The 17,561-nt window shown below is 72.4% G+C and carries 17 protein-coding genes, 3 tRNA genes and 2 pseudogenes; 16 read left to right on the top strand and 6 right to left on the bottom strand.

What is annotated here, in order from left to right:
• Positions 1-76: 76 nt before the first annotated feature.
• Positions 77-838, top strand: coding sequence for a DUF6585 family protein (locus tag DRB89_RS22755; protein ID WP_112451071.1), 762 nt, complete (start codon positions 77-79; stop codon positions 836-838).
• Positions 839-938: 100 nt separating this feature from the next.
• Here DRB89_RS22755 and DRB89_RS22750 read toward each other — a convergent pair whose 3' ends face one another.
• Positions 939-1,427 (bottom strand): YajQ family cyclic di-GMP-binding protein, encoded by a 489-nt coding sequence (locus DRB89_RS22750; protein WP_112451072.1) that lies wholly within the window; start codon positions 1,425-1,427, stop codon positions 939-941.
• A gap of 199 nt (positions 1,428-1,626) precedes the next feature.
• On the opposite strand from DRB89_RS22750, the gene DRB89_RS22745 reads away from it, so the two are divergent.
• From DRB89_RS22745 to DRB89_RS22735, 3 genes are all read left to right on the top strand, one after another.
• A tRNA-Tyr gene (locus DRB89_RS22745) sits at positions 1,627-1,708 on the top strand.
• Positions 1,709-1,946: 238 nt separating this feature from the next.
• Entirely contained in the window at positions 1,947-2,297 is a 351-nt protein-coding gene (locus tag DRB89_RS22740) for a hypothetical protein (RefSeq protein ID WP_112451073.1), read from the top strand.
• Between the two features lie 61 nt (positions 2,298-2,358).
• Positions 2,359-2,796: a DUF3574 domain-containing protein gene (locus DRB89_RS22735; RefSeq protein ID WP_239516290.1), complete on the top strand. Its 438-nt coding sequence runs from the start codon at positions 2,359-2,361 to the stop codon at positions 2,794-2,796.
• A 78-nt stretch (positions 2,797-2,874) separates the two neighbouring features.
• On the opposite strand, the gene DRB89_RS22730 is transcribed toward DRB89_RS22735, so the two are convergent.
• Both DRB89_RS22730 and DRB89_RS22725 read right to left on the bottom strand, forming a co-directional pair.
• Positions 2,875-3,531, bottom strand: a complete 657-nt coding sequence (locus DRB89_RS22730; protein ID WP_112451075.1) for an SDR family oxidoreductase — start codon at positions 3,529-3,531, stop codon at positions 2,875-2,877.
• Positions 3,532-3,585: 54 nt separating this feature from the next.
• Positions 3,586-5,070: an amidohydrolase family protein gene (locus tag DRB89_RS22725; protein ID WP_239516289.1), complete on the bottom strand. Its 1,485-nt coding sequence runs from the start codon at positions 5,068-5,070 to the stop codon at positions 3,586-3,588.
• Between the two features lie 286 nt (positions 5,071-5,356).
• On the opposite strand from DRB89_RS22725, the gene DRB89_RS22720 reads away from it, so the two are divergent.
• The 10 genes and pseudogenes from DRB89_RS22720 to DRB89_RS22675 all read left to right on the top strand — a co-directional run bounded on the left by DRB89_RS22720 (position 5,357) and on the right by DRB89_RS22675 (position 11,760).
• A tRNA-Thr gene (locus tag DRB89_RS22720) sits at positions 5,357-5,429 on the top strand.
• A gap of 48 nt (positions 5,430-5,477) precedes the next feature.
• Positions 5,478-5,550, top strand: a tRNA-Met gene (locus DRB89_RS22715).
• Positions 5,551-5,638: 88 nt separating this feature from the next.
• On the top strand, positions 5,639-5,803 hold the full coding sequence (rpmG, locus tag DRB89_RS22710) for a 50S ribosomal protein L33 (protein WP_003956487.1): 165 nt from the start codon (positions 5,639-5,641) through the stop codon (positions 5,801-5,803).
• A gap of 159 nt (positions 5,804-5,962) precedes the next feature.
• Complete coding sequence (locus DRB89_RS22705; protein ID WP_239516288.1) at positions 5,963-6,487, top strand: MaoC family dehydratase N-terminal domain-containing protein; 525 nt, start codon at positions 5,963-5,965, stop codon at positions 6,485-6,487.
• Between the two features lies 1 nt (position 6,488).
• Positions 6,489-6,917 (top strand): MaoC family dehydratase, encoded by a 429-nt coding sequence (locus DRB89_RS22700; RefSeq protein WP_112451076.1) that lies wholly within the window; start codon positions 6,489-6,491, stop codon positions 6,915-6,917.
• Between the two features lie 122 nt (positions 6,918-7,039).
• A pseudogene (locus DRB89_RS22695) lies at positions 7,040-7,588 on the top strand (helix-turn-helix domain-containing protein); the annotation flags it as partial.
• Positions 7,589-7,848: 260 nt separating this feature from the next.
• Complete coding sequence (locus tag DRB89_RS22690) at positions 7,849-9,384, top strand: DHA2 family efflux MFS transporter permease subunit (RefSeq protein ID WP_112451078.1); 1,536 nt, start codon at positions 7,849-7,851, stop codon at positions 9,382-9,384.
• Between the two features lie 138 nt (positions 9,385-9,522).
• A pseudogene (locus DRB89_RS22685) lies at positions 9,523-9,726 on the top strand (ABC transporter ATP-binding protein); the annotation flags it as partial.
• A 283-nt stretch (positions 9,727-10,009) separates the two neighbouring features.
• Entirely contained in the window at positions 10,010-11,281 is a 1,272-nt protein-coding gene (locus tag DRB89_RS22680) for a streptophobe family protein (protein WP_112449803.1), read from the top strand.
• A gap of 92 nt (positions 11,282-11,373) precedes the next feature.
• Positions 11,374-11,760, top strand: a complete 387-nt coding sequence (locus tag DRB89_RS22675) for a hypothetical protein (protein ID WP_162688689.1) — start codon at positions 11,374-11,376, stop codon at positions 11,758-11,760.
• A gap of 55 nt (positions 11,761-11,815) precedes the next feature.
• Here the strand turns inward: DRB89_RS22675 and DRB89_RS22670 are convergent, their stop codons facing one another.
• From DRB89_RS22670 to DRB89_RS22660, 3 genes are read right to left on the bottom strand one after another with little or no spacing between them, the layout of a single operon-like run.
• Positions 11,816-12,790, bottom strand: a complete 975-nt coding sequence (locus DRB89_RS22670; RefSeq protein WP_239516287.1) for a serine/threonine-protein kinase — start codon at positions 12,788-12,790, stop codon at positions 11,816-11,818.
• Complete coding sequence (locus DRB89_RS22665) at positions 12,787-13,425, bottom strand: hypothetical protein (protein WP_112449801.1); 639 nt, start codon at positions 13,423-13,425, stop codon at positions 12,787-12,789. Before DRB89_RS22665 ends, DRB89_RS22670 begins: the two co-directional genes overlap by 4 nt.
• 5 nt (positions 13,426-13,430) lie before the next feature.
• Entirely contained in the window at positions 13,431-15,782 is a 2,352-nt protein-coding gene (locus DRB89_RS22660; protein WP_112449800.1) for an FHA domain-containing protein, read from the bottom strand.
• Between the two features lie 182 nt (positions 15,783-15,964).
• On the opposite strand from DRB89_RS22660, the gene DRB89_RS22655 reads away from it, so the two are divergent.
• Both DRB89_RS22655 and DRB89_RS22650 read left to right on the top strand, forming a co-directional pair.
• Positions 15,965-17,008 (top strand): cation diffusion facilitator family transporter, encoded by a 1,044-nt coding sequence (locus tag DRB89_RS22655; RefSeq protein ID WP_112449799.1) that lies wholly within the window; start codon positions 15,965-15,967, stop codon positions 17,006-17,008.
• Positions 17,009-17,038: 30 nt separating this feature from the next.
• A complete protein-coding gene (locus tag DRB89_RS22650) occupies positions 17,039-17,515 on the top strand; it encodes an NUDIX domain-containing protein (RefSeq protein ID WP_112453595.1) in 477 nt (158 codons plus the stop codon).
• Positions 17,516-17,561: the final 46 nt, after the last annotated feature.

The raw sequence follows: 17,561 nt of genomic DNA, 5'->3' as shown, positions 1-17,561 counted from the left end.
GGGCGGGCAGTAGGCTCCGCCTGCTCGCATAGCTCTCGCCCGTGGGAAACACCCCGGGCGTCATGAAAGAGGCACCATGGCGACAGCCCCCGCCCCCCTCGTCCAGGAGCCGATACCGGACTCCGTCGCGTCCCTCGCGGCGGCCCAGGGGCTCGGACTCCATCGGGAGACCTTCCTGCCCCAGCGGCTGCCCGCTTGGCGCGTGGCAGGGCTGTTCCTGTTCGCGATCTTCGGCCTGGCGTGCTTCGTCCTGCCCGGCCTGATGTTCGTCTGGCTCCTCGCACAGAGCCCCAACCTGTCCCGCAAGCAGGCGGCCAAGCGCATCCACCTGTTCGAGGACGGGCTGATCGTCGCCGACGGCACCGGTCCGGTCAGCGGCTTCCGCTGGGACTCGATGACGGTGCTCCAGCAGATCACCAGGCGCTACGCCAACGGCGTCTACGTCGGGACCAGCTACGTGTACACGCTGTTCCGGCAGGACGGTTCCCCGGTCAAGCTGACCAACTTCTATGCCGACCCCGACCGTTGGGGCACGGCCATCCAGAACGAGATCACCCGGGCCCAGCTGCCCGGCGCGATCACCGCGCTGGAACAGGGCGCCACCCTGCACTTCGGCGACATCTCCCTGACGCGGGACGGGATCGCCACCGCCAAGCGCGGCGGCCTGCACTGGGGCGAGATCCAGAAGATCGAGATCAAGGACGGGGCGGTCTTCGTGGCGAAGGCGGGCAAGCTGCTGTCGTGGTCGAACACCCCGGTCGCGAAGATCCCCAACTTCTTCCTGTTCCTCGCCGCCGTCGACCGCCTCGGCAGCGGCCGCCAGCACGCGGGCGACTGACCGGACCGGCGCGGCGGAACGAGAAGGGGGCACCCGCCGAGGTGCTCCCCGGCGACGTGCCCCCGTCGTCCCCCGCGCACGCGCGGGCCGCTGATCCGGATCAGCGGTAGTTCACGAACTGGATCGCGAAGTCCAGGTCCTTGCCCTTGAGGAGGGCCTGGACTTCCTGGAGGTCGTCACGGCTCTTGGAGCTGACGCGCAGTTCCTCGCCCTGGACCTGGGCCTTGACGGCCTTGGGGCCCTCGTCACGGATGATCTTCGCGACCTTCTTGGCGTTCTCCTGGGAGATGCCTTCCTCGATCGTGGCGAAGATCTTGTACTCCTTGCCGGACAGCTGGGGCTCACCGGCGTCGAGCGCCTTGAGGGAGATCCCGCGCTTGACCAGCTTGGTCTCGAAGACGTCCAGGACGGCCTTGACGCGCTCCTCGGAGTTCGCCTCCATCAGGATCTTCTCGCCGGACCAGGCGATCGTGGCGCCCGTGCCCTTGAAGTCGTAGCGCTGCGAGAGCTCCTTGGCGGACTGGTTGAGGGCGTTGTCGACCTCCTGCCGCTCGACCTTCGAGACGATGTCGAAACTGGAGTCGGCCATGTGCTGTGGCTCCTTGAAGTCGGTGGTGAATCGCCCCGGAGGGCGCGGCCGGACATGCCCGGACCGCTCCGCAAAGCCTAGCCACCGCGCCCGCGTGCGGCGCTGATCAATCCGGTGGCGAAGCACCCCCGGCCATCGGGTATTGTTTACGTCGTTGCCACGGAGCGCCGCCGCAAGGCGGAAAGACGGCAACGATCTTGGCGGTGTGCCCGAGTGGCCAAAGGGAGCAGACTGTAAATCTGCCGGCTCAGCCTACCCAGGTTCGAACCCTGGCGCCGCCACGCGAGTGAGACCCCCGTTCATTGCGGAAACGCAGTGAACGGGGGTTTTCTCGTATGTCGAAAAACCCGTGGGCACCGGCGGGGGCCGCGGGCCATGCTGTCCGCATGACCAGCACCAGCACCAGCACCAGCATCACCACCGGCATCAGCGGCCGAAAGGGCCATGGCGCGTAAGGCCCCCTCGCAGGTCAGGTCCGACCTGCCACGCCGGCCGTCCCCCAGGGACAGCCGGGCCGTCGTGCCGGGGGTCTCCTCCCGGACCCTCGCCGAGATCGCCCGCATCGAGCGCCACCGGTACGAACCCGGCGCGGCCCACGGGGCGCTGTCGGCTTGGCGCGCCCTGGTGTACCGGCGCGGACCGTGGGTGATCTACCCGAACTGGAACCGCGACTGCCCTTGCTGCGAACCCGCCTGGGGCAACGACCGGGAGGCCCTGGAGGTCTTCTGCCACCTGCTGAGCCGTCGGGCCGCGCGGGAACTGCGGGCCGTGCTCGGGCCGCTCGACGCGCGGTTCATGGCCCGCACGCTCAACGACCCGTACGCCCCGCCGGCGGACCCGTGGTGGAGCCGGCGGCTCGAACGGGCGTGACGGCGTGACGCCATCGGGGGGTTCCCGCGTGCCGATGGGGGCTTCCCGTCGTTCACCCGGCGTGAAATTGACTTCTGACACGCGCGGAAAGGTCGGCGGCGGGGTGCTCCTCGCCCTGCTCGGGGCCGGGATCCCGGCCTTGGTCGGGGCGGCGCTGCACACCCATGTGGGGGAGCCCCACCAGGAGACCCGGCTCTACTTCGGCACCGAACGGCCCGGCGGCCGGCCGCCCGTCGCCGAGCGGGAGTTCGAGGCCTTCGTCGACCGGGAGATCACCCCGGCCTTCCCCGAGGGCCTGACCGTCCAGGACGGGCACGGCCAGTGGCAGCGCGACGGGAAGGTCATCCGCGAGACCTCGTACGAGGTGGTGCTGCTGTACCCGGAGAAGGAGGCCGACGAGCGCGGAGCGCGCATCGAGCGGATCCGCGCGGCGTACGAGGCGCGGTTCCAGCAGGACTCGGTCGGGCGCTCCGACGACCAGGTGACCGCCGAATTCTGACCGGAGGGCCGGAGAGCCGGACGGCCGGACGGCCGGACGGGCCGTGGGGGCGGCGACCGTCCGCCGGGTGGCGGGCGGTCAGTTGCCCGCCACGTCCTTGACCGCCACCGGGACCGGAGTCGAGCCGGAGATCAGCTCCAGGGTGAGGCCGGCCGTCGCGGGCGTCTCGAGCAGCTCGGCGAGCACCGCCGCCACGTCGTCGCGCGGGACCGGCCCGCGGCCCGTCCGTGCCTCCAGCCGGACCAGGCCCGTACCCGCGTCGTCGAGCAGCGCTCCCGGGCGCAGGACCGTCCACTCCAGGCCCAGGCGGGTGCGGACGTGCTCGTCGGCCTCGCCCTTGGCGCGGAGGTAGGCGTCGAAGACCTCGTCGCCCTCGTGGCGGGCGTCCGCACCCATCGAGGAGACCATCAGGAAGCGGCGCACCCGGGCCCGTTCGGCCGCGTCCGCGAACAGCACCGCCGCGCCCCGGTCCACCGTGTCCTTGCGGCCCACACCGCTGCCGGGACCCGCGCCCGCCGCGAACACGGCGGCGTCCGCGCCCTGCAGGATGCCCGCCACGTGCTCGACCGACGCCGACTCCAGATCGCACAGCACCGGTTCGGCGCCCGCCTCCCTGAGGTCGTCGCCCTGTGCCGGATCGCGGATGATGCCCGCGACCTCGTACCCGCGCGCGGCGAGCAGGCGCTCCAGCCGCAGCGCGATCTGACCGTGTCCACCCGCGATGACGATGCGCATGCCCCGACCGTACGACGAGCCGGGCGCCCGCGCCCGGGAAAGCACGGTGAAGGTTCAGGGGCCGGGCTCCGTACGGCCCTGCCGGGGCAGGTCCAGGGCCACGGCGACGGCGGAGTCGCAGTACTCCCGTACGGCACTCGTCCGGGCTACCACCCGCCCGCGGTGGATCACGATCCGGCTGTACGCGAGGGACAGCACGCTCGCGATCCGGTCCCCGCGCACGGCGAGCAGCTCCGCCGGAAAGCCGGCCTCCACCCGCACCTCCGGCAGCCCCGTCGCCTCGCGGGCGGCGGCGCTGACCGAGTGGTAGGCCTCGGCGGCGCGGAGCCCGCCCTGGGAGGCCAGGAGGTACGCGGCTTCGAGCGGGTCGCCGCGCCCGACCGGATTGCCCGCGTCCCGCAGGGCCCCGCTGCCGGCCGCGACCCGGACCCCGGCGGCGCGCAGCAGCCGTACGGGGGCGGTGCGCAGACCCCGGCGCTCCAGGGCCGCGCAGTCGCCCTGGGGGAGGCAGGTGACCCGTACGCCGGCGGCCGCGAGCTGGTCGGCGGCCCGGGTGGCCACGTCCAGCGGGAGCCGGGACAGGCCGCCGCAGGGGCCGATGGAGACCCCCGGGCGCAGCCCGCCGGCCATGGCCGCGAGCCGGGACAGGCGGGCGGGGTCGTCCCCGTCGGTGTGCAGGTCGACGGGGCAGCCGTGCTCGGAGGCGAGCTCCAGCACGGCTTCGAGGAAGCCCGTCGGGTCGGGGTCGAGGTCGGGGCAGCCGCCGATGACGGAGGCGCCCATCTTCACGGCGTCCCGCAGCATGGCGAGCCCGTCCGCGCCGGCCACCCCGGTCAGCAGCCGGGGCACGGCGACGGCGGTGAGGTCGGTCAGCCCGCGCAGCGAGCGGCGGGCCTGGAGCACGGCCTCCAGGGGGCCGAGGCCGTGCACGTCGCCGATGCGGACGTGGGACCGCACGGCCGTGGCCCCGTGCCCGAGCTGGAGCAGCGCGGCCTCGGTGGACCGGCGCTGCACCTCCTCGGGGGCGTAGGAGACGGGCCCCTCGCTGTCGGCGGTCAGTGCGGTCTCCCCGTGGGAGTGGGGCTCGGCGGGCGCGGGGAGCAGCAGCCAGCCGCCGAGGTCCACCCGGGCGCCCGCGGCGGCGGGGAGGCTCCCGGCCTCGCCGACGGCCTGGATCCGGCCGCCGCCGAGGCGGACGTCGACGGTGCGGCCGTCGGTGAGGCGGGCGCCGGTGAGGAGCAGGGTGGCGGACTCGGCCGCGGCCGGCCCGGGGCTCCCGGGGGCGGAGCCGGGGCTGCCCCCGTGGCCGCCCCCGTGGCCGCGGTCAGGGCGGAGCTCAGGGCCGCGGTCAGGGCTGCGCTCAGGGTCGTGGGCGGGACCCTGGGCGGGACCCTGGGCGGGGCCGTCTGAGGAGCCGTGGGCGGGGCCGCCGTGCGCCTGGTCACGCGAAGGGCCGCGGGCGGGGCCCTTCGCGTGCCCGCCGCCGGCCGGGCGGTTGCGCGGGGAGGGGGACGGCTGCTGCGGCTGGCTGTCGGACATCGCGCTCCTGCGGTGGCTCGGGCGGTTCCTGGGCCCGTGGCCGCGGCCCAAGATCACGCAGCGTGCTCAGAGCCTAGGGGGCAGGGGTGCCCGCTTCGCGGAAGAGGCCAATAGTCGTACCGGTGCGTCTGGACGACCGGGATGTGACCCCTGACACATTTCGGGGTGAAAGGCGTCCTGAGGGGTGTTCGGAGATCATCGGGAAAGGCGGCGGCGCCGCTCCGAGGCCAGGCCCCGCAAAGGATTTGGGCGATCGGCGGGCGACCGTGTAATGTCTTCCTCGCTCGCCCCAATAGCTCAGTCGGTAGAGCGTCTCCATGGTAAGGAGAAGGTCTGCGGTTCGATTCCGCATTGGGGCTCTGGTGAGAGAGGTTCCCCACCCTCGGGTGGGGAGCGGATCTCATCAAAGCGGCGTAGCTCAGTCGGTAGAGCAAGCGGCTCATAATCGCTGTGTCACCGGTTCAAGTCCGGTCGCCGCTACACACAGTAGCCGATTGCGGGGTCGGTCTCCCGGTCGGCTACTCTTGTATGCGTTCATCCGTCCCAATTTCCGTCAAGGAGCACTCACGTGGCTGCCACCGACGTCCGCCCGAAGATCACGCTGGCCTGCGTGGAGTGCAAGGAGCGGAACTACATCACCAAGAAGAACCGGCGTAACAACCCGGACCGTCTTGAGATGAAGAAGCACTGCCCGCGTTGCAACTCGCACACCGCGCACCGCGAGACCCGCTGACAACTGGCGAAGTCTCGTTTAACAGGCACCGTCATGAGGTCGTCCCCGTCATTGGGGGGCGGCCTTGTGTCGTTTCAACAGGCCGTTTCGAGAAGCCGGTTCGACGGGCCGTTCCATCAGGCGTTCCATCAGATCGATTCAACAGGGAGGTAGGGAGCCATGGCGCTCGACCAGTCCTTCGTGGGGCGGAGCTACCCGCCCACCGATCCGTACGAGGTCGGCCGGGAGAAGATCCGCGAATTCGCGGTCGCTGTGGGTGACGACAATCCCGTCTATACCGACCCCGACGCCGCCAAGGCCTTCGGTCACCAAGACGTGATCGCCCCGCCGACCTTTGTGTTCGCCATCACTTTCGCGGCGGCCGGCCAGGTCGTCGAGGACCCGCAGCTGGGGCTGGACTACAGCCGCGTCGTGCACGGGGACCAGAAGTTCGCGTACTCGCGTCCCGTCCGGGCCGGTGACCGGCTGACGGTGACCTCGACGATCGAGGCCGTGAAGTCGCTCGCGGGCAACGACATCATCGACATCCGCGGCGAGGTCCACGACGAGACCGGCGAGCACGTGGTGACGGCATGGACGAAGCTCGTCTCGCGCGCGCCGGAACCCGCCGCCGAGCCCGCGGTCTCCGCCGAGCCCGAGCCCGAGCCCGCGTCCGCCGCCGCTTCCGCCACCGAGGAGGCCTGAGATGGCTGCCCAGATTCAGTACGACGCGGTCGAGGTCGGCACCGAGCTGCCGGCGGCGTCCTTCCCCGTCACGCGGGCGACGCTGGTCCGGTACGCGGGTGCGTCGGGCGACTTCAACCCGATCCACTGGAACGAGAAGTTCGCCACCGCGGTCGGGCTGCCGGACGTGATCGCGCACGGCATGTTCACCATGGCCGAGGCGGTCCGCGTGGTGACCGACTGGGTGGGCGACCCGGGCGCCGTCGTGGAGTACGGGGTGCGGTTCACGAAGCCGGTCATCGTCCCCAACGACGAGCGGGGCGCGCTGATCGAGGTCACGGCGAAGGTCGCGGCGAAGCTGGACGACAACCGCGTACGGGTCGACCTGACGGCGATGAGCGCCGGGCAGAAGGTGCTGGGGATGTCGCGCGCGGTGGTCGTCCTCGCGTAGCGCGGCCCCTCGCTGAAGGATCGAGGCCCTGACCGGCGGGTGAAACCGCCGGTCAGGGCCTTTTCTGTGGCCGTGTCCGGCGAAGGGTTGCCAAGTTAGTGATTGAGCACTAACTTCGAACCATGGCAAGGATGAGTGCGGACGAGCGGCGCGAGAGCGTCATCCGGGCGGCGATGAGCGAGTTCGCCCGGGGCGGGTACTACGGGACCTCCACCGAGGCGATCGCCAAGCGCGTCGGGGTGTCGCAGCCGTACCTGTTCCGGCTCTTCCCCAACAAGCAGGCGATCTTCCTCGCCGCCGCCGCCCGCTGCATGGAGGACATCCGGCTCGTCTTCGAGGAGGCGGCCGAGAGCTGCCAGGGCGAGGACATGGTCCAGTACATGGGCGCTGCCTACATGCGGCTGATCGCCGAGCAGCCCGACAAGCTGCAGATGCAGCTCCAGACGTACGTGACCGTCGCCGCCGCCGAAGCTGCCGGGGAACCGGAGTTCGGCGCGATGGTGCGGGCCGCCTGGATGGAGCTGTGGGACACGGTTCACATCCCCCTCGGCGCCGACGTGGGCGAGACGACCACGTTCCTCGCCTACGGAATGCTGATCAACACCTTGTCCGCCATGGGGTTCCCGGCCGGGCACCGGGTCTGGGAAGGCTGCTACCCGTCCGTCCAGCCCAGGCCGGTCCCCGGGTCGCCCCCCGAGCCGAAGTCCGAGGCGGAGTCCGAGGCGGAGTCCGAGGCGAAGTCCGAGCCGAAGTCCGAGGCGGAGTCCGGCCCGCAGTCCGCGTAGTACCCGGGCCGGGTACGGCCGGGCCGCACTCGGGAAGCGATCCGGCCGTGCCGTCCGCACCCGCCGCCGGTCCGTGCGCACGCTCCGGAAAGCGCGGAGTCCTGTCCGCGAAAGTTAGTGATCAATAACTAGTCTTGGGGGAAGCCATGCAAGACACAAAGCTTCGCGGGCCCGCGATCTGGGCCCTGGTCATCACCGGCGCCGCCAGCTTCATGGCCGCACTCGACAACCTCGTCGTCACCACCGCCCTCCCCTCCATCCGTGAGGACCTCGGCGGAAAGCTGGAGGACCTGGAGTGGACGGTGAACGCGTACACGCTCACCTTCGCCGTCCTGCTCATGTTCGGCGCGGCCCTCGGCGACCGGTTCGGACGCCGGCGGCTCTTCATCGCCGGGCTCGGCGTCTTCACCGTCGCCTCGGCCGCGGCCGCCCTGTCGCCGGGCATCAATGAACTCATCGCGGCCCGGGCAGTCCAGGGCGCCGGCGCGGCGATCATGATGCCGCTCTCGCTCACCCTGCTGACCGTCGCCGTCCCCGCCGCCCGACGGGGCATGGCCCTCGGCATCTACGGAGCCCTCACCGGCCTCGCCGTCGCCAGCGGCCCGCTCATCGGCGGCAGCCTGACCGAGCACATCTCCTGGCAGTGGATCTTCTGGCTGAACGTGCCCATAGGCCTCGCACTGATCCCGCTCGCCCGGCTGCGCCTCGGCGAGTCGACCGCCCCGCAGGCGAAGCTCGACATCCGCGGGACGCTGCTCATCAGCGGCGGGCTCTTCGGCATCGTCTACGGACTGGTCAACGCCAACGCGCACGGCTGGACCAGCTTCTCCGTCCTGACCGCGCTGATCGCCGGAGTCTCGCTGGTCGGCGGCTTCATCCACCACGGGTTCCGCGACGCCAACCCCGTGCTGCCCATGCGGCTCTTCCGTGACCGCGGCTTCTTCGGCATCAACATGGCCAGCCTGCTGATGTTCGTCGGGATGTTCGGCTCGATCTTCCTGCTGAGCCAGTTCCTCCAAGGCGTCCTCGGCTACTCGCCCACCGAGGCCGGGCTGCGCATGCTCCCCTGGACCGGCATGCCCATGATCGCCGCGCCGATCGCAGGCATCCTCTCCGACCGGATCGGCAGCCGCCCCGTGGTCGTCGCCGGGCTGGCGTTCCAGGCCCTCGGCCTCGGCTGGTTCGCCATGATCCTGGGTACGGACGTCACCTACGCGGCCCAGCTGCCGCCCCTGATCCTCAGCGGCATCGGCATGGGGCTGTTCTTCGCCCCCGCCTCCAACGCCCTCATGTCCACCGTTTCCCCCGCCGACCAGGGCAAGGCCTCCGGCGCCAACAGCGCCCTGCGCGAAGTCGGCGGAGCCCTCGGCGTCGCCGTCCTCGCCTCCGTCTTCTCCGCCCAGGGCGGCTACGAGTCCGCGCGGACCTTCACCGACGGCACCATCCCCGCCATCTGGATCGGCGCCGTGGTCGTCGCCGTGGCGGCCGCCCTGGCCCTGCTGCTCCCCGGCCGGGAGAAGGAGAAGGCGCAGGCCGCGCAGTCCTGGCAGCACGAGCAGGACGCGGCCCGCGAGCAGGCGGACCCGTCGGCGGCCGGCGCCTCCGACACCGGCACCGGCTCCGGCCCTGCCTCCGCCTCCGCCTCCGCCTCCGCGCTCGAGAAGGCGGCCGCCGGCAGGTGACCGGCCCCGCTCGCCGGCCGGGGGCCGCGCGGTGCGCGGCCCCCGGAGAACCGCAGCGGGAGAACAGCACGAAGATCCGTACGACTCGCGACGAAGGAGAAGCCCGCCGTGCCCGACATCCCCTGGACCACGCCCACCCTCCTCGTGGTGGGCTACTTCCTCCTTGAGACCGGCTCCGCCACCCTCGGCGCGGTGTCGGCCGCGCCGCTGGTGTTCCCCCGCCCGTTCACCCCGCTGGGCGCCAGCCTGTTCACCCCCGACGCAGCCCAGTAGTCGGGAGCCAGCCGGACCCGGCGCCGCGGAGTGTTGGCGGCCCCCGCGGAGGGGTGGCTGCTCGGCGACCCGCCCCCCGCGCCCCCCGGACAGCGGCCCGGAGGGCGGGCCCGTGGGGCGCTCGGACGGCGGCGGCTGCGACGGCGGCTGTGACGGCTTCGTCGGCCACGGCGGCTGCTGGCCGGAGGGTTGAGTGGTCACGGGCTCTTCTTCCCAGGCGGAGGGGTTCCGGTCCCCTACGGACGTTCCGCCGGTGTACGGGCGGAAATCTCCGGATTTATTGCACTCCTGGCGACCATTGTGTGCGCCGTCCGGGTGGTGGCCGCAAGCCGAGCGTGCCTACCGTTGCAGGGTGAGCCCCACATCGGCACCGGTCACGGCATCGAAATCGGCCCCGGCCGCGCGAGCCTGGCGCGACGCCCTCGTCGCGGTCGTCGCGGGTTTCCTCGTGATGGCCGCCGTGGCCGCCGCGGGTCTGTTCCTGGCGGGCGCCGGCAACCTCCCGGACGGGGCGTTCCCGCACGTGGTCGCCGCCGTCGTCGTGATGGCCGCCGGAGGCTCGGTCGAGGTGACGGGCGGGGCCGGCTTCCTCGCGGGGGCCGACGCCAGCCTGTCCGTCCTACCCCTCTCCGTCAGCCTGGCCGGCGCACTCACCACCGGCTGGCTCTTCCTGCGCCCCCTGCACAACCGGGCGGTGGCCGGTTCCCGCGAGCTCCTCGCCCGCGCCGCGCCGCTGGTGCTCCTGTGGCTCGCCGCGCTGACCGCCACGGCCCTCCTGGCCGGCCGGAACTTCGCGATCTCCACCGGCGACTCGCCCCTCGGGGAGATCGGCGAGATCCTCGACGCCGGCCCGACGGTGGGCTTCAAGGCGGCGGTCCCGGCCACGCTCCTCTTCGGACTGCTGTGGATCCTGGGCCTGTTGCTGGTCGCCCTGCTGGTCTCCCGCCGCGCGCCCCTCCCCAGCCGCCTGGTCCGCTTCCACGCGGCGGTGCGGCCGGCGGCCTTCGCCGTCGTCGCGCTGCTCCTCGTGTACGTCGTCATCGGCATCGGCGCGGGCGTGCTGGTGGCCGTGACCCAGGGGCACGCCGACCGGACCATGGCGGTGGTCCTGCTGGGCCTGCCGAACCTGGTCTGGCTCGCGCTCACGCTCGGCTTCGGCGGCGCCTGGGAGGGCAAGGCGGAGGGGCCGTTCGGGCTGCCGATGCCGCAGATCCTGGACCAGGTGCTGCGGGGCGGCGGATCCGGCTCCGACCTGTCCACCATCGACGTGGCCTCGCTCGCGGAGCGGGACGCGCGGGCCTGGTGGCTGGTGGCGCTCGCCGCGGTCCTGCTGCTCGGCGCGGGCGCGCTGGCGGCCGCCCGGTCACCCGCGTACGTACGCCCCTGGCAGCACGCCCTCCACCTGGCCGTGGCCCTGGCGCTGGCCACCCTGATGGTCTGTCTGCTGGTCCGGGTCCAGGCGCAGTTCGGCCTCTCCCTGCTGGGCCTCGGCGACGTCGACCAGTTCGGCGGCGACGTGGAACTGCGGCCGCTCCTCTGGCGCACCGTCGGCCTCGCCTTCGTCGCGGGCGCGGTGGCGGGATTCCTCGGCGCCCTGTTCCCCCGCCGTCGCCACCGCGCCTGACCCGGCAGCGGGGCCCGGCGACTACGCCGTCCGGGTGAAGGGGCGGATATCGGTTCATCGGGGGATCGTTTCCGCATGTCACGCTCGCTTCCGTGAACATGACCAAGGGCCTGTTCCGGCCGCTCCACGCCGCTGGCCTGCTCGCCCTCTCCGCGCTCGCCCTGACCCTCTCCACCGCCCTTCCCACCCAGGCGACCGGCGCCGGCGCCCGCCACCTCTCCGGCGACACCGGCCGCCGGGACGCGACCGCCGAAGCCGTGTCCGTCAGCCGGGTGTTCTGCCCGCGCGGCACGGTCGTCCAGGCCGGCGGGTACTCGACCGCCCACCGGGACCTCGCACGCGGCGGCTCGCCCGGGCACACGGTCCTGGCCAGCCACCCCGTCACGGACGCCGAGGGCCGCACCGGCTGGTACGCCTCCGCCTCGCACGCCGACGTGACCGCGCACGTCGTGTGCGCGTCCGCCCCCGACGGCGACTGACCCCAGGCAGCCGTCAGCCGCCGGGCTCCGCGCACCCCGGCTCCGCGCCCGGGCCTCAGAACACCGGCAGCGCCCACCTCGGCGGTGGCGGCGGGGGCCCGTCGGAGGCCGCGGCCACCCGGGTGGGCACGCGTACCGGCCCGACCGGGCCCGATCCCGCCCGCCGCAGCGCCCCCGTGAACTCCAGGCAGCTCTCCCACCGGTCCTCCGGCAGCTTGGCCAGCGCCCGTGCCAGCACCTCGTCCACCCCCGCCGGCAACCCGTCCCGCCTCGAGCTCACCGCCGGCGGGGGGTCGTACTGGTGGGCCCACAGCAGTGCCATGTCGTCGTCGCGCTGGAACGGCGGTCCCCCGGCCAGCATCTCGTAGACCACGCACCCCAGGCTGTAGACGTCGCACCGCCCGTCCACCGGCTTTCCGGCGATCTGCTCGGGCGCCACGTAGTCCAGGGTCCCGACGAACTGCCCGACGCTCGTGAACCCGGTCAGCGACAGCGACTTCTTGGTGAGCCCGAAGTCCGTCAGGTACACGTGCTCCGGGTGTTCGCTGTCCGTTCCCCCCGCGACCAGGATGTTGCCGGGCTTCACGTCCCGGTGCACCAGGTCGTGGTCGTGTGCCGCGTCCAGCGCCGAGGCGACCTGCCCGGCGATGCGGGCCGCCGCCTCCACGGGCAGCGGGCCCGTCCGGTCCAGCATCGCCCGCAGGTCCTGGCCGGGCACGTACCGCATGGCGATGTAGAGCAGGCCGTCCGTCTCCCCCGCCTCGAAGACGGGCACGATGTGCGGGTGGTCGATGGCGGCAGCGACCTTCGACTCGTGCGCGAACCGCTGCCGGAAGGTGTCGTTGCGCGCCAGCTCGGGCGCGAGCAGCTTCAGCGCGACCGTCCGGTCGAGCCGCACGTCGTGCGCCCGGTAGACGACGGCCATGCCGCCGCGGCCGATCTCGTCCTCCACCACGTAGCCGGCGATCCGCCGCCCCCGCAGGTCGGAAGCGCGCCCGCGCACCGGCTCCGGGTCGGGGCCCGCCGTCACCGCCCGTCCTCCGACCCGGGAAGATCGGCGATCCTGGTCGGTTCGTGCGCGGCCGAGGGGTCCCCCCGTACGTCTTGTACGTCGGCCGCCCGCGCGGTGTCCGCTTCCGGCGGCGGCGTCTCCCGCCCGGGCGGGGCACCCGGCCCCGCGACGACCGCGTAGGTCGCCAGGCGGGTCCCGTCCCCGTACATCCACCGTCCCGCCGCCTCGTCGTAGAGCCACACGGACTCCCCGTCGACGACGATCCCGGCGCGCAGTCCCCGCAGGGCGCGCCGGAAGGCCTCGGCGTCGATCCGGTCGGCGGCGAGGTCCGCCACCGCCCGCCGGTAGCGCTCCAGCTCCTCGGCGCAGCGTGCGAGCAGCGGCTGCGGGTCCTCCGTGCGCATCAGCGGGCGGCCGCCGGTCGGCGGGGGCTGCGGCACGGTGAGCAGCAGGCGGCCGTCCACCCAGGCGGACCAGCCGTTGGCGCACAGGATCTCCCCCCACTCGCCGCGCCGGGACAGCAGCCGTACGGGGAGGAAGGCGTCGAGCGCCACCGTGGGGCGGGACATGTCGGGGGTCTCCCACGCCGGCAGCCCCTCCTGCGGGACGATGTGGGTGGGCCTGAAGTCCGCGGCCGGGCCGGGGCTGGTCATGGCGGCTACTTCCGCATGATGGCCGGCTCGTGGCGGCGCAGCACCCTGATGACCAGCACGCCGAACAGCACGCACAGGGCGACCAGCATGCCCATCTCCGTGAGCCACAGGTCGGCCTCGTGGTCGAACATCGGGTCCTGGGTGATCTTGCCGGGCACGATGGCGCCGAGGTCGATGGTGTTCGACATCGCCCCCATGGCCCACCGGGCGGGCACGAACCACGCGAGCTGTTCGATGACGGGTACTCCGGTCAGTTTCAGCAGGGAGCCGCAGAAGACGACCTGCACGATGGTGAGCAGGACCAGCAGCGGCATGGTGACCTCCTCCTTGCTCACCAGGGCGGAGATCAGCAGGCCGAGCAGCATCGCGGTGACGGACAGCAGGGCGACGGCGAGGGTGATCTCGATCAGCGGTGGCAGGAAGACGCCCTTGCCCTTGGGGGCGTTGGTCTTGACCCCGGCCAGGCCGACCAGGGTGAGGACGACGGCCTGGGCGACGGTGACCGCGCCGAGGACGACCACCTTGGACATCAGGTAGGCCGATCTGGACAGGCCCACGGCGCGTTCGCGCTGGTAGATGACGCGTTCCTTGACGAGTTCGCGCACGGCGTTGGCCGCGCCGGTCAGGACTCCGCCCACGCAGAGGATGAACAGCGCGTTGAGCGCCGTCTCGGCCGTGAGCTCGCTGCCGGCCAGTGCGCGGGCCATGGCGCCCATGACGAACGGCAGCGCGACCATGATGATCAGGAAGGTGCGGTCGGCGCTGAGCACGGCCGCGTACCGGCGGATCAGGGTGGAGAGCTGGGAGCCCCAGCTCTGGGCCTTGGGCGGCGGCTTCGGCGCGACGCCGGCGGCCCGGTCGGCGGCGCCCGCGAGGGGGATCCGGCCGGTGACGTCCACGTAGCGGCGGTGCAGCGGTGAGCCGCGGTAGCCGCCGGCCCAGTCGCGGTCGCGCTCGTTCTCGAAGGCTTCGAAGGCCTCGGGCCACTGGTCGTAGCCGAAGAATCCGAGCGCCTCGTCGGGAGGGCCGTAGTAGGCGATGCGGCCGCCGGGCGCGAGGACCAGGAGGCGGTCGCAGACGCTCAGGTTGAGCACGCTGTGGGTGACGACGATGACCGTGCGGCCGTCGTCGGCGAGGCCGCGCAGCATGTGCATCACCGAGCGGTCCATGCCCGGGTCGAGCCCGGAGGTGGGCTCGTCCAGGAAGAGCAGGGAGGGCTTGGTCAGCAGTTCCAGGGCGACGGAGACGCGTTTGCGCTGGCCGCCGGAGAGGCTGTGGATGGGCTGGTCGGCGCGTTGTTGGAGGCCGAGTTCGCCGATCACCTCGTCGACCCGGGCCTGCCGTTCGGCTTTGGCGGTGTCCTGCGGGAAGCGCAGTTCGGCGGCGTAGACGAGGGCGCGGCGGACGGTGAGCTGCGCGTGCAGGATGTCGTCCTGCGGGACGAGGCCGATGCGGCTGCGCAGTTCGGCGTAGTCGCGGTAGAGGTCGCGGCCGTCGTACAGGACGGTGCCGTGGTCGGCGGGGCGCAGGCCGGTCAGTGCGCCGAGCAGGGTGGACTTGCCGGCGCCGCTGGGGCCCACCACGGCGAGCAGGGAAGTGGTGGCGACGGGGAAGGAGACGTGGTCGAGGAGGGTCTTGCGGCCGTGGTCGACGGTGACGGAGAGGTCCTGGACGTCGAGGGAGACCTCGCCGGTGTCGACGTACTCCTGCAGTTGGTTTCCGACGAGGCAGAAGGCGGAGTGTCCGATGCCGACGATGTCTCCTTCGCCGATGGCCGCGGCCCGGGCGAGGCGGGCACCGTTGAGGTAGGTGCCGTTGTGGCTGCCGAGGTCGTCGATCTCGTACGTGCCGTCGGCGCGGGCGCGCAGTTCGGCGTGGTGGCGGGAGACGACGAGGTCGTCGATGACCAGGTCGTTGTCCGGGGCACGGCCGATGCGGACGGCGGCCCGCGGGGCCAGCGGGCGGACCGAGGTCGGCTGCCGGAAGGTGCTGGTCATGGCCGGTTGGGAGACCGACGAGGGGCGGGGGGCGGCCGTGGCGGGTTCGGCGAAGCGCACGCGCGGGCCGTCGGCGGCGCTGCCGAAGCGCAGTTCGCTGCCGACGCCGACGGCCCACTCGCGGACGCGGTGGCCGTCGACCCACGTGCCGTTGGTGCTGTCCTCGTCCTCCAGCGTCCAGTGGTCGCCGTCGGGACGCAGGATCGCGTGGTGCCAGGAGACGCGGGCGTCGTCGAGGCAGATCTCGCAGAGGGGGTCCCGGCCGACGTGGTACGTCCGGCGCGGGCTCATCGCGGTGGAACCCCTGTCCGTTTCCAGAAGGAGCTCGGGCGCGGTCGGCACACCGGGGCGCTGGACCATGGAGCGATTTTCCCACGATCCGGACGGACCGGCATAACCGCAGGTCAGAACGGCGTTATGGGTAATGACAACGGTCCCCGTTGCAGCCTTTGCCCATATTCGTTCGGTGCGCTTCACTTCAGGCGACGCATCCTGCGGCATCACGAAACGACCGGGCGACCGGACGACCAACGGGGGACGCCATGAGCGGGCACGATCACCAGGCGGACGGCGCGCACGACCACGAGGCGGACGGCGCGCACGGCGGGCACGGCCACGCCGGGCACAGCCACGGGGTCGCCGCGGACGCCGACCGCCGCTGGCTCGGCATCGCGCTCGGCCTGATCACCGGATTCATGGCCATCGAGGTGGTCATCGGCGTCCTGGCGCACTCCCTGGCGCTGATCTCCGACGCCGCGCACATGCTGACGGACGCCGTGTCGATCGTCCTCGCGCTGATCGCGATGCGGCTGGCGGCCCGCCCCGCGCGCGGCGGTTTCACCTACGGGCTCAAGCGCGCGGAGATACTCTCCGCGCAGGCCAACGGCCTCACGCTGCTCCTGCTGGCGGTCTGGCTGGCGTACGAGGCGGTGCGCCGGCTGCTCGATCCGCCTCCCGTGGAGGGCGGGCTGGTCCTGGTGACGGCGCTGGCGGGCATCGTCGTCAACATCGCGGCGGCCTGGTGCATCTCGAAGGCGAACCGCACCTCCCTGGCCGTGGAGGGCGCCTACCAGCACATCCTCAACGACCTGTTCGCGTTCATCGGCACCGCCGTCGCCGGTCTGATCGTGCTCACCACCGGCTTCCGGCAGGCCGACTCGATCGCCTCGCTCGTCGTGGTCGTGCTGATGGTCAAGGCGGGCTACGGACTGGTCCGCGAGTCCGGCCGGATCCTCCTGGAGGCCGCCCCGGCCCATGTGGACCCGGACACGGTCGGCGACCGGCTCGTCGGGCACCCGCCGGTCACCGAGGTCCACGACCTGCACATCTGGACCATCACCTCGGGGCAGGCGGCGCTCTCCGCGCACGTGCTGGTGGCCCCGGAGGGCGACTGCCACGCCGTGCGCCGGGACCTGGAGGCCCTGCTGTCCAAGGAGTACGGGATCACGCACACCACCCTCCAGGTGGACCACGCCCACGACTCCCTCCTGACGGTCGGCCGGGCGGGCGACGACTTCGCGGACACGGACCCGCACTGCGCCGACTCCCACGGCCCGGTCCACCGCCAGGGCCCGCACGATCACTGAGCGGCCCCCGGACGGGGCATGCATGAGGTCATGACAGCGAAGCGCAGTGCCGGACTGCTCCTGTTCCGCCGTCCCCCCGGGGCCGGGCCGCAAATCCTGCTCGGCCACATGGGCGGCCCGCTCTGGGAGCGGCGCGACGCGGGCGCCTGGTCGATCCCGAAGGGCGAGTACGGGCCCGAGGAGACCCCGATCGACGCCGCCCGCCGGGAGTTCGAGGAGGAGATCGGGCTGCCGCCGCCCGAGGGTCCGTACCTGCCGCTGGGCGAGATCCGGATGATCGGCGGGAAGCTGGTGACGATCTGGGCGGTCCGCGGGGACCTCGATCCGGCGCTGGCGGTACCGGGGACCTTCACCATGGAGTGGCCGCCGAAGTCGGGGCGGACGGCGGAGTTCCCCGAGCTGGACCGGGTGGAGTGGTTCGCTCCGGAGACGGCCAGGTCGAAGCTGGTGGTCTCTCAGATCCCCTTCCTGCAGAGGCTGTTGGAACTCCTGGAGAACGAGGGTTGACCCGACCTTTACTTGCCAACAAACCCCACCTGCATGGACATTGCAC

This window comes from Streptomyces sp. ICC4, from assembly GCF_003287915.1.
Lineage (GTDB): Bacteria > Actinomycetota > Actinomycetes > Streptomycetales > Streptomycetaceae > Streptomyces > Streptomyces tritrimontium.
This window is presented reverse-complemented; position numbering and strand designations above follow the sequence as displayed.

Coding starts and splice junctions, on each gene's coding strand:
- DRB89_RS22700 (WP_112451076.1), top strand. CDS start 6,489: ATGGCTGCCCAGATTCAGTACGACGCGGTCGAGGTCGGCACCGAGCTG.
- DRB89_RS22730 (WP_112451075.1), bottom strand. CDS start 3,531: ATGCGCATCGTCATCGCGGGTGGACACGGTCAGATCGCGCTGCGGCTG.
- DRB89_RS22705 (WP_239516288.1), top strand. CDS start 5,963: ATGGCGCTCGACCAGTCCTTCGTGGGGCGGAGCTACCCGCCCACCGAT.
- DRB89_RS22660 (WP_112449800.1), bottom strand. CDS start 15,782: ATGGTCCAGCGCCCCGGTGTGCCGACCGCGCCCGAGCTCCTTCTGGAA.
- DRB89_RS22725 (WP_239516289.1), bottom strand. CDS start 5,070: ATGTCCGACAGCCAGCCGCAGCAGCCGTCCCCCTCCCCGCGCAACCGC.
- DRB89_RS22665 (WP_112449801.1), bottom strand. CDS start 13,425: ATGACCAGCCCCGGCCCGGCCGCGGACTTCAGGCCCACCCACATCGTC.
- DRB89_RS22750 (WP_112451072.1), bottom strand. CDS start 1,427: ATGGCCGACTCCAGTTTCGACATCGTCTCGAAGGTCGAGCGGCAGGAG.
- DRB89_RS22655 (WP_112449799.1), top strand. CDS start 15,965: ATGAGCGGGCACGATCACCAGGCGGACGGCGCGCACGACCACGAGGCG.
- DRB89_RS22650 (WP_112453595.1), top strand. CDS start 17,039: ATGACAGCGAAGCGCAGTGCCGGACTGCTCCTGTTCCGCCGTCCCCCC.
- DRB89_RS22755 (WP_112451071.1), top strand. CDS start 77: ATGGCGACAGCCCCCGCCCCCCTCGTCCAGGAGCCGATACCGGACTCC.
- DRB89_RS22690 (WP_112451078.1), top strand. CDS start 7,849: ATGCAAGACACAAAGCTTCGCGGGCCCGCGATCTGGGCCCTGGTCATC.